General features: G+C 43.1%; 10 protein-coding genes. 8 read left to right on the top strand and 2 right to left on the bottom strand.

The genetic code is table 11. The features are described from left to right. The 7 genes from RRG12_RS40670 to RRG12_RS40640 form a co-directional block, all read left to right on the top strand. A partial coding sequence (locus RRG12_RS40670; RefSeq protein WP_420763106.1) for a replicative DNA helicase occupies window positions 1-1,105 on the top strand: 1,105 nt, incomplete at its 5' end. Window positions 1,106-1,330: 225 nt separating this feature from the next. After that, entirely contained in the window at window positions 1,331-2,137 is an 807-nt protein-coding gene (locus tag RRG12_RS40665; RefSeq protein ID WP_420763105.1) for an Rpn family recombination-promoting nuclease/putative transposase, read from the top strand. 263 nt (window positions 2,138-2,400) lie between these two features. Further along, entirely contained in the window at window positions 2,401-2,796 is a 396-nt protein-coding gene (locus RRG12_RS40660) for an ASCH domain-containing protein (RefSeq protein WP_420763104.1), read from the top strand. Beyond that, window positions 2,793-3,551 (top strand): DNA cytosine methyltransferase, encoded by a 759-nt coding sequence (locus RRG12_RS40655; protein WP_420763103.1) that lies wholly within the window; start codon window positions 2,793-2,795, stop codon window positions 3,549-3,551. The genes RRG12_RS40660 and RRG12_RS40655 overlap by 4 nt, the downstream gene beginning before the upstream one ends. Before the next feature lie 2 nt (window positions 3,552-3,553). Then, the gene (locus RRG12_RS40650) at window positions 3,554-4,048 is read left to right on the top strand and encodes a DUF1392 family protein (protein ID WP_420763102.1); all 495 of its coding nucleotides are present in this window, start codon (window positions 3,554-3,556) and stop codon (window positions 4,046-4,048) included. After that, window positions 4,045-4,323: a hypothetical protein gene (locus RRG12_RS40645; RefSeq protein WP_420763101.1), complete on the top strand. Its 279-nt coding sequence runs from the start codon at window positions 4,045-4,047 to the stop codon at window positions 4,321-4,323. The genes RRG12_RS40650 and RRG12_RS40645 overlap by 4 nt, the downstream gene beginning before the upstream one ends. Further along, window positions 4,241-4,795: a hypothetical protein gene (locus tag RRG12_RS40640; protein WP_420763107.1), complete on the top strand. Its 555-nt coding sequence runs from the start codon at window positions 4,241-4,243 to the stop codon at window positions 4,793-4,795. The genes RRG12_RS40645 and RRG12_RS40640 overlap by 83 nt, the downstream gene beginning before the upstream one ends. A 3-nt stretch (window positions 4,796-4,798) precedes the next feature. On the opposite strand, the gene RRG12_RS40635 is transcribed toward RRG12_RS40640, so the two are convergent. Together RRG12_RS40635 and RRG12_RS40630 are read right to left on the bottom strand one after the other, a co-directional pair. After that, window positions 4,799-6,010: an endonuclease gene (locus RRG12_RS40635; RefSeq protein WP_420758009.1), complete on the bottom strand. Its 1,212-nt coding sequence runs from the start codon at window positions 6,008-6,010 to the stop codon at window positions 4,799-4,801. A gap of 161 nt (window positions 6,011-6,171) precedes the next feature. Then, window positions 6,172-6,300, bottom strand: a complete 129-nt coding sequence (locus RRG12_RS40630; RefSeq protein ID WP_420763100.1) for a hypothetical protein — start codon at window positions 6,298-6,300, stop codon at window positions 6,172-6,174. A gap of 663 nt (window positions 6,301-6,963) precedes the next feature. Here RRG12_RS40630 and RRG12_RS40625 point away from each other — a divergent pair. Continuing rightward, on the top strand, window positions 6,964-10,062 hold the full coding sequence (locus tag RRG12_RS40625) for a hypothetical protein (RefSeq protein ID WP_420763099.1): 3,099 nt from the start codon (window positions 6,964-6,966) through the stop codon (window positions 10,060-10,062). Window positions 10,063-10,081 lie beyond the last annotated feature (19 nt).

The following is a 10,081-nucleotide window of genomic DNA, read 5'->3' as shown; positions in this document are numbered from 1 at the left end:
TAAACTTGCGTCCTTGCTTAACTCTTGCGTGTCAGCAGTTAACATCGATGCTTTAGCAGAATTAATTCGAGAAAAAGCGCAATTGAGAGCGGTAATCCAAACGGCTTTACAAATGGCGCGTACAGCGATGGATGCTCCCTTGACTGAAACTACTGCCACTTCAGTCATCGAAATGGGACAACAAAAACTTTTAGAGTTGCGCCAATTAACTGTCCCTTGTCAAATGAAGCTGATGGCTGACATCATCCCTGACGTTTATGCCGAGATTGAGGCTTCCAATAACGGTGAAGATGCGATTGAGGTGAATGTCCCCACCGGATTCTATGATTTGGATTCGGTAATTGGCGGGATGCCCTTCGGTGCTTTGACCGTTGTTGGAGGTCGCGGCGGCATCGGCAAGTCCACCTGGGCATTAGATATTGGCATTCGGGCTGCTGCTAGCGGCTTAACAACCGCTTATTTCGCTTTAGAGATGTCTGCCTCACAAATGGTCAAAAAGACCCTCGCAAGGTTGGCAGCGCCCCATGTTCCTGCTGATCTGCTTTTTAAACGCAATGCACTCCGGGAATCTCACTGGAATCCTTTGGCTCAAGCTTGTGCTGATGCGATGGCACTACCATTTTGGTTGAATGACAACCCTGTAATCACCACATCACAAATCAAAGGTGATTTGCAAGATATACAAGCTCGTTGCGGGTCAGTCAGTTTGGTGATTGTGGACTATGTGCAGTTGATTGAACCAATGCGCCGTGAACGTGGCGAAAATCGCGTGCAAGAAATCGACTCCATTTTGAAACAACTTAGGGCGATCGCTAAACAATTCAATTGCGCTGTCTTGGGTTTAGCGCAGTTAAAAAGAGAAGTTGATTCACGTTCCGAAAAGCGTCCAACCAAAGCAGACTTTCGAGAATCGGGAGGATTTGAACAAGAAGCTGCTGTGATGTTGGGTTTGTACCGGGAAGATTACTACGACAAACAGACTACCCAAAAAGGCATTTTTGAAGTTTCAGTTTTGAAAAGTCGGTTTAGTAGTGAAACAACTGCTAATCTCTTGTTTGACGAAAGATTTGGACAGTTTAAGAATTTAGCTAAGTCTCAATATTAAATACAACAGGAGTTAACTTGAGCATTGTAAGTGTTCATGCAAGTAGCACTCCAGCAATGGAACTAGCCAAAAGATATAACAATTAAAAAAGTAATGTTGGTTTAGTCTAAATTCAAAAAGAGGAGAAGATTATGATGAAGATGAATTTTCTGACCATTGACAAAGTAAACAAAATCATTGAGCTTGCTAAGAACTAAATTTTCATTGAAATAAGGATGAAAGAAATTGAGTTACGATAATACTGCCAAGTATTTAGCTGAATTGTATCCCGCCGAGTTTGCCAAGTGGTTGCTACCAGATAAAACTACAGAAGTTACAGTACTTAAAACTGAACTTTCAATAGATCCAATCCGCGCAGATTATGTCACATTTTTGCAAACAAGTAGTCGGATTTTGCATATTGAGTTTCAGACTCTCCCCAAATCTAATCCGCCAATTCCTTTGCGGGTATTAGACTATTACGTGAGATTGAAACGGCAGTATAACACACCAATAACCCAAGTCGTGATCTTCTTGCAACAAAGCAGTGACCCTATTGCATTTACTGAAGAATACACGGATGAGTTCACAATTCACCGTTATCGAGTTATACGGTTATGGGAACAAGATTCAGCTTTGTTTCTGGATAATCCAGCGCTATTGCCTCTTGCGCCTTTAACTCGAACTGATTCCCCAGCAACTTTATTATCCCAAGTAGCTCAAAATATCGCTAAAATTCCAGATAGGGATGAAAGGCAGAACATTGCTGGATGTACAGAGATATTTGCAGGTTTAAGGTTTGAAAAAGATTTAATTCGTCAATTTTTACGGGAGGATATTATGCAGGAATCTGTTATTTACCAAGACATTGTTCAGAAGGAAGCTTTTAAGTATACTTCACGTTTACTAAATAGACGTTTTTCAGAAATAGATTCATCAATTTTAGAGCGAATTCAACGCTTATCAACTGAAAATCTAGAAGCCCTTGGAGAAGCTCTACTAGATTTTTCATCAGTTGATGATTTAGTAGCTTGGCTAGACCAATTAAGATAAAGCAAAAACAAGTAGAGGGAATTGGGTTCAAATATCCACTTCCCTAATTCTGATATCTATTCATAGAAGCATAAGATATAAAAATATGTCCATCCTTTTACTAAGGATACAACACCTGAAGTAATAAATAATTGCTCAAGACTAAAATTGTGCTATACGGATTAGAACAGAAATCTCACAGATGAAGTCGCAAATACATCCACATCCAGCACTTGCAGCGTTGGATTCTTATGTTCAATTGTTGAATTTTTAGAGGGTGGTACATGAAAGCGATATCTGTTCGTCAGCCTTGGGCATGGGCAATTATTTATGCTCTAAAGGATATAGAAAACCGAGGCTGGCCCATTCATTATCGCGGCGACATTCTGATTCACGCTGCAAAAACCTGCACCAAAAAAGAGTACCAGTTAGCGAGAGAATTTTGTCAAAGCATGGGGGTAGTAATCCCAGAACTAATATCTCTACGTCGCGGTCAAGTCATTGGCATTGTCACAATAGTTGATTGCAAGTTTTCACAAGTTGCATCTGGCTGGGGAATGGCTGGGCAATACCACTGGAAGCTGGAGAATCCACGCGAGATTACACCGATTCCTTACATTGGGCGGTTGGGAATTTTTGAAGTACCTGATGAATTGGTGAGGAGTGCGATCGCCTCATGAAATCAGTCGTTTCTCTTTTCTCCGGTATCGGCGGACTCTGCCACCACGGAATATCAACCGCAGGTCTATCCCACAAATTCCGAGTCCAGCAATTTGTCGAAATCTCCCCTTATTCTCAATCACAATTGCGCCATGAACAACCAGGAATTCCAATCCACGCAGATATTACTAACTACCACTGCTACCGACGACAATTCGACATTTTGTGTGGGGGATTCCCCTGTAGCGGCACCAGTAACGCTGGAGATAAAAAAGGACTTAACGACCCCAGGTCTGGACTGTGGCGCGAAATGTTCCGCATCATCAACCAGTGTAGACCAGCAATCGCTCTCATCGAAAACCCAACAGGGCTACTCTCTAGAGGAATGGCAACAGTCCTCGAAGACCTTTCCCAAATCCGGTACGTATGCGAATGGGAAACTATACCCGCGTACTGCCTCGGCTTGCCACATGAAAGAGAAAGAGTCTTTATCATTGCCTACGCCGATGGCTTATTCTACCGTCAACAGCCAACCGCCTGGACAGACCAGATTGGAAATCAGATTACGCAAGTACGGTTCTCTCATGAAGACCGAAGCTTTGAACCCGGCATTCGTGAGGTGGCTTTTGGGATTCCCATTGGAGTAGCCAAGGGAATTAAGGGCAATTACGATGCCCGTCGCGCTTATGGTTTGAGTTGTTCTCCACGGCAAGCTGCTGTGGCATGGAAACGAATTGATTACTTGTGGCATCTATTGTCCAGTCAGGAGGCATAACCATGATTAACCTTGTCCCGAATCTAGAAACTTGTTGGTATCTTTCACCACCTTGGGGTAAAGAGATTCCCCCCTTAGAAGTTTCCCTGTTGGAGAAAGTCTACGTCACTACCACCAAATCTTTCGGTTACTGTTGCGGTATAGAGTGGTCAGCTAAAGGCTGGAATTATGAGATTGTCTCCGGCAACGATAATCTAACTGTTTTAGGACGTGAAATCATTGGTACAGGCAACTTACAATTAGTTACCAAAGAAAAACCTGTGTTCCGCCTGGGCGAATTAGTCGAGTTTCGGTTTCATGGCGATGGGCCACCAGCAAGGATTGTCCAGGGCATTCAACTGATTTGCGATTGCTGGTTCTACTGCATCGAATGGCTTTCACCAGGGCTATCTGAAAAAGGTGACGAGCTTTTTACTTTCAGAGATGCGATCGCCCTTGGCGGGACTTCGCCCATCGCACGAGTGACTGACTATGACTTGGAGAGGGTGCGATTATGACGGTGTACACCTCATATTATCGTGGCGAAATCCGAGGCAAAGGCATCTCAATCTCGCTGTACCCTCCCGAAAATTGGAAAGGCAAGCACCTGCCACTATTCGCGCCAACTCCAGAACTGCTGAAGTGGTGTACAGGCATCAGCCCAGGATACTGCCGCACAGGAAGAATACACCAAGGAGTTCAGGAAGACTCTGGATTCTCGTCAGCAACTAATTCAATTGTGGGTGAGAAAACAGAAAGAAAATCCACAAGATATAACCCTATGCTGCTTTGAGAAGACTGGAGATTTCTGTCATCGATATCAAGTTGGTGAGGAGATACTGCAAGAGCTTTGGGGCGGGGAAGTTGGGGCTGACCAACTACAATTAACCCTTATCCAAGGCAAGACAAATCACCCTATTAGTTCGCCAAGTGAATTTGGCGGCGTAAAGGGTAAGGGGGAAGGAGAAAAGGTTTTAAATCCCAAACCCATTAACCTTTCACCTTTACCCAGCCCTCACCTAACATTTTTGGATTGCCAAACCACTACTGCGTATCCACCTTTGGTATCGTCGCTAATCGAAAAATGTCACGCGCTGGGTTATCCTGTGAAGTGCGATCGCTTGGAGTGTGGCTACTACCAGGTATCTCTGCATGGCAAGGATTTGGGCGATTGGTCGGAACTTGGGGTACTGGTGGTTTTGTCGGGGTTACAGCAGGAATTCTATCGGGGGCGGCTGCTACCGCTTTCAAGGGTAGGTATTTAAAAATCAGGCAGTAGAGAGGGTGATTTGAGAGACATGGAGTTGTGGAGTCAAGGAAGGCCAAGGTTCAGGGAAAAAGCTACCTTGAGGTAGGGGAAGACGATTAAGAACGGCAGCCTTAATCACTAAAAATCCACGACGGAAACATGAGAGACAACGATGGAAGACACTATTTTTCAAATTGCGTCGTGCAACGTGGGTTTGTGGTAATTCGTCTAAACTACTAATAGGCAAATTGGCATCAATAGCACCTCCAACACTAACCTGCCATAAAGTAGCGATTGCGATCGCTAACCAATGTCTCTCGGCTCGTTTGGTATCTGTCATTTTAGTTTGATGCCAAGCAAAACCACCTCTTTTACCGTCTTTAAATAGACATTCAATCCAAGAGCGCATCGAATACCAACAAGCATCCGCAACTTCGGGTTGTAAATCGGTGAGAATTAACCAAGGTTCGGCATAGCCCTCGTCATGACGGGCTAACAATGTACATTCAATCGGGTTACTTTTGAAACAAGTTACCAATGACTCAAATGACTGACCAACTTCTCGAACAAGAGTATTTAGAGGTAGCCAAGAAACAGTACCTTTAATTTGAAACTGCCCCTGAAGGTTAATCCGCATAAAAGGATGCCAACCACAGTTCAAGATTTGTTGATACAACCACTCAGCATAAAGCCCTCTATCTGTGGTGACAATTACAAACCAATCTGGTGGTACAGTTTTGTCTATATGGCGAAATAATTCTTCCCAGTGAGGTTTCCAACTTCCAGGAATGGTAGCTTCAACTATTTTCCAGGCAATTGGAATTCCACAGCCACGGTAAACAATGCTAATTGCTAATACAGTAAAGCGATCGCTTAAAGTTGAAGCATCTGCTGCCAATGCTAGACGTTTTTCACCTTTAGGCCAAAGACTTAGAATCCAAGATAGTAGTGGACTAAAACAAGATGTCACATCCAATGAAGTTCGACCAGTTTTTGTTTTATCTTCTGCGTCTCGATACCATTCCCGCAGTTGCTGACGTATAGTATTCTCCTTTTTACCCAGTAGTTCTGCTAAAAATACTGAAACCGTTGTCAGTCCACTTGATTGGGTCATTACTATCCCAAAAGTCCACATTGCCAGTACAACAGCTTGAGGTTTTGTGAGATTTGGCATTTTTTCAATTACTTTTCTAGTCCATTCTCTTAATTCCTCGCTTTTTCCTACTTGCATTCACCCTCCTGCACCCGTAGTAATTCTGCTGATAAAAGCTAGATAGTATTTTACCTGCAAAAATACGCCTTTATTAAATACCTACCCTTGAAAGGGCACCTTCTCCCCTTACGGTAACAATTGGGAACTTCAACGGCGATCGCTTCTCTAACCTAGTGACCTCAAGTAACGGTTCCACTTATTTCTCGGTGCTTTTGGGGAATGAGGATGGCAGCTTTGGTGCAAGTCTTTATGGAGTAGAGGCGTTGGCGTAGCCCACCGTAGGTATCGCAACTCTCATCGTTCAACATAAGTATTAATTATCTAGGACAAAGATCCTAGTCAAAACTTGGATCTTTGTACGATGCGCTTACAGAGGCGATCGATCTCAATTCTTTGAAATTACAGAAAACTACAGATTTTTGTCAGGGTAATCGCTCTTGTTCATTTATGAAAACCTTAAGTTGAAATTAACTTGCTAAACTTGCCTTGTGTAAATACGGGAAAGTACGCAAACTGTATTTGTGTAACAGCTATATATAGCGCACTTTACAAATAACTCTTACTGTAAAGAATGGCCTATTATGCTGCCGATGGGTAGCCAGTAATTGAGTGATCACTACTTAAAAGTATTGCACCTGAGTGCCAAGGGTATTTTTTGTACATTAAGAAATATGCTTATACCTTCAAGCTTTTACTGAGTCTTAAATTACAGCCACCGCTAAATTGAATTTTTCGATTAATCAATCTAAATTAGGCTTCAAAACCAACTTGCCCATAAACGATATGTGATCGCCAACTCCAGGAACCTACCGATAGGTAAAACGCAAAATCTGAGTAAATGTTACTGAATATACTCAAAGTGCAATTTTACAGAAAATGGTACTTTTAATCTGTATCAAAATTCTAAGTATCAGCGTTTATGACTTTTGTCTAGTGTTTGATTTTGGTAAATTCTTTGTGAGGCAGATTTGATGAGTGACAACTGGGTGCAGGAGGATAATCACAGCGCCAAAGTTGGAGGGAGTGCTAACAGCAGCGCCATTCAGACTGGTACGGGCAACACTGCTACTATTACTATCACCAACTACTATTACCGTGAAGATGTCAGGGAAGCTCCTGTTGAATTTATAGATGCTGCTGATGAAAATCTTCTCTGTCCTTATCGCGGTTTGTTTCATTTTGGTCCCGATGACGCAAAGTTTTTCTTTGGACGCGAGGTATTTGTACAGACACTGTTTAAAGCGACTCAAATCCGCAATTTTATACCTGTGTTGGGTGCTTCTGGAAGCGGTAAATCTTCGGTAGTGTTGGCAGGATTAGTGCCAAAGCTGCAAAATGAAGGACACTGGCTATTTACTCACTTCCGTCCTGGGTCAGACCCTTTTCACGCTTTAGCTGAAGCGCTGGTTCCACTCTATGAGCCTGACAAAAATGCTACTGAACGAATGCATCAAGCTCGTCAGTTAGCCGAATATTTTGTTAATGGTTCCATTCCTCTGCAAGATGTTTTTTTCCAAATTGAACGGAATTATCCCAATCATAAGGTTTTGTTGATTGCCGATCAGTTTGAAGAAATTTACACTCTATGCACAGATCAAAAAATTCGCCGTAGTTTTTTAGACACTCTATTAGTCTGTTTTCAATCTTCACTTTCTCAATCGCAATATAATAATGTGCTAATTGCAACAATGCGAGTGGATTTTTTAGGAAATGCCCTCTCCTATCCTCGATTTGGAGATTTGTTGCAGAATGCTGATGTAAAAGTTAGGTCAATGAACCGTGAAGAACTTTCACAAGTCATTGAAAAACCTGCTGAAAAGTTAGGAGTAAGTTTTGAAGCTGGATTGGTAAAACGTATCTTAGATGATGTGGAAGATGAGCCAGGAAACTTACCTCTACTAGAGTTCGCATTAACAGAATTGTGGAGACGGCGAAAGGGTAAGCAGTTAACTCATATAGCTTATGAGGAGATAGGTGAGGTAAAAGGTGCTTTGGCTCGTCATGCAGATCAGAATTATTGCAAATTGAGTGAGACTGAGCAGAAACAAGTACGGCGGATTTTTATCCAATTAGTGCGTCCGGGGGAAGGAACCGAGGATACGCGACGACTAGCAACGAAAGCTGAATTGGGTGAAGCAAGCTGGAAATTGGTAAAACAGTTGGCAGATAACCGATTAGTAGTTACTAGTCAAAATGCTGCTAATCAAGAAACTGTGGAAGTTGTCCATGAAGCGTTGATTCGCAATTGGAGTGAACTAGGACAATGGATGAATGCAGACCGTAGTTTTCGGGCTTGGCAAGAGCGGTTACGCTCTCTGATTTATCAATGGGAACAGACGCAACGGGATGAAGGAGGATTATTGCGGGGTACTGCGTTAATATACGCGGAAGAAAAACTGAAACAACGAGGAGAGGATTTAAGCAAAGGGGAGCAAGAATTTATTAAAATTAGTGTAGTACTCCGCGATATGGAACAAAAGAAACAGCAACGTATAAGACGGCTGACTTTTTCAGGTCTAGCAGGGGGTTTGGTCTTAGCTTTGGGTTTAGCTGCACTAGCGGGTATAAACTGGAGGAGGGCTGAAATCAGTGAAACTAATTCTTTAGCTCAAAGTTCGGATGGGTTTTTGTACTTAGATAGACGGCAAGCTGTCGTATCAAGCACCAAAGCTGCTGTAATAATGCAAAGTGGGTTATGGAAAGTAGATGCGAATACCCGCACCCAGGTAGAACTAGCATTATTAAATACAGTTCACAACGTTGCCGCACCCAATACCTTGGGAGGACATGCACATGGGGTTTATGGCACCAGTTTCAGCCCGGATGGGAAGACGATAGCTTCTGCCAGTTACGACAACACAGTGAAACTCTGGTATATCAGCAGTGGTAAAGAAAAGAAAACCTTGACTGGGCATACAAACTGGGTTAATGGCGTTAGCTTCAGCCCGGATGGGAAGATGGTAGCTTCTGCCAGTCACGACAAGACTGTGAAACTCTGGGATATCAACACTGGCAAAGTAATCAAAACCCTGCTTGGGCATAAAAAAGAGGTTCGGGATGTCAAGTTCAGCCCGGATGGGAAGATGGTAGCTTCTGCCAGTGCTGACAAGACCATAAAACTATGGAATACCAGCACTGGCGAAGAAATCAAAACCCTGAATCCGATTAGGCATACAGAATGGATTTCTCACATCGATTTTAGTCCAGATGGGAAGATGGTAGCTTCTGCCAGTGCTGACAAGACCATAAAACTATGGAATACCAGTACTGGCGAAGAAATCAAAACCCCGAATCCGATTAGACATACAAAAGAGGTTCGGGATGTCAAGTTCAGCCCGAACGGGGAGATGGTAGCTTCTGCCAGTCAAGACAACACGGTAAAACTATGGAATACCAGTACTGGCGAAGAAATCAAAACCCCGAATCCGATTAGGCATATAGAAGAGGTTTTTGGTGTCAGCTTCAGTCCGGATGGGAAGATGATAGCTTCTGCCAGTGCTGACAACACTATAAAACTATGGAATACCAGTACTGGCGAAGAAATCAAAATCCTAAATGGGCATACAAACAAGGTTTTTAGGGTCAGCTTCAGTCCAGATGGGAAGATGATAGCTTCTGCCAGTGAGGACAACACGGTAAAACTATGGGATACCAGCACTGGCAAGGAAATCAAAACCCTAGATGGGCATACAAAAGAGGTTTTTGGTGTCAGCTTCAGTCCGGATGGGAAGATGATAGCTTCTGCCAGTGCTGACAACACGGTAAAACTATGGAATACCAGCACTGGCAAGGAAATCAAAACCCTAGATGGGCATACAAAAGAGGTTTTTGGTGTCAGCTTCAGCCCGGATGGGAAGATGATAGCTTCTGCCAGTGCTGACAACATGGTAAAACTATGGAATACCAGCACTGGCAAGGAAATCAAAACCCCGAATCTGATTAGGCATACAAACTCGGTTAATGGCATTAGCTTCAGTCCAGATGGGAAGATGATAGCTTCTGCCAGTGATGACAACACGGTAAAACTATGGAACGAGCAGGACTGGCAAGGAAATCAAAACCCTGAATAGGCGTAGGAACTCGAAAAAT

This window comes from Nostoc sp. CALU 546 (genome assembly GCF_048836525.1).
Note: the sequence above shows the minus strand (reverse complement) of the source record. Positions and strands in the feature narration are given on the sequence as shown.

What these genes read in the sequence shown, in the direction of transcription:
- RRG12_RS40635 (WP_420758009.1), bottom strand. Translation starts at nt 6,010, where the DNA reads ATGCAAGTAGGAAAAAGCGAGGAATTAAGAGAATGGACTAGAAAAGTA.
- RRG12_RS40645 (WP_420763101.1), top strand. Translation starts at nt 4,045, where the DNA reads ATGACGGTGTACACCTCATATTATCGTGGCGAAATCCGAGGCAAAGGC.
- RRG12_RS40660 (WP_420763104.1), top strand. Translation starts at nt 2,401, where the DNA reads ATGAAAGCGATATCTGTTCGTCAGCCTTGGGCATGGGCAATTATTTAT.
- RRG12_RS40630 (WP_420763100.1), bottom strand. Translation starts at nt 6,300, where the DNA reads ATGTTGAACGATGAGAGTTGCGATACCTACGGTGGGCTACGCCAACGC.
- RRG12_RS40655 (WP_420763103.1), top strand. Translation starts at nt 2,793, where the DNA reads ATGAAATCAGTCGTTTCTCTTTTCTCCGGTATCGGCGGACTCTGCCAC.
- RRG12_RS40650 (WP_420763102.1), top strand. Translation starts at nt 3,554, where the DNA reads ATGATTAACCTTGTCCCGAATCTAGAAACTTGTTGGTATCTTTCACCA.
- RRG12_RS40625 (WP_420763099.1), top strand. Translation starts at nt 6,964, where the DNA reads ATGAGTGACAACTGGGTGCAGGAGGATAATCACAGCGCCAAAGTTGGA.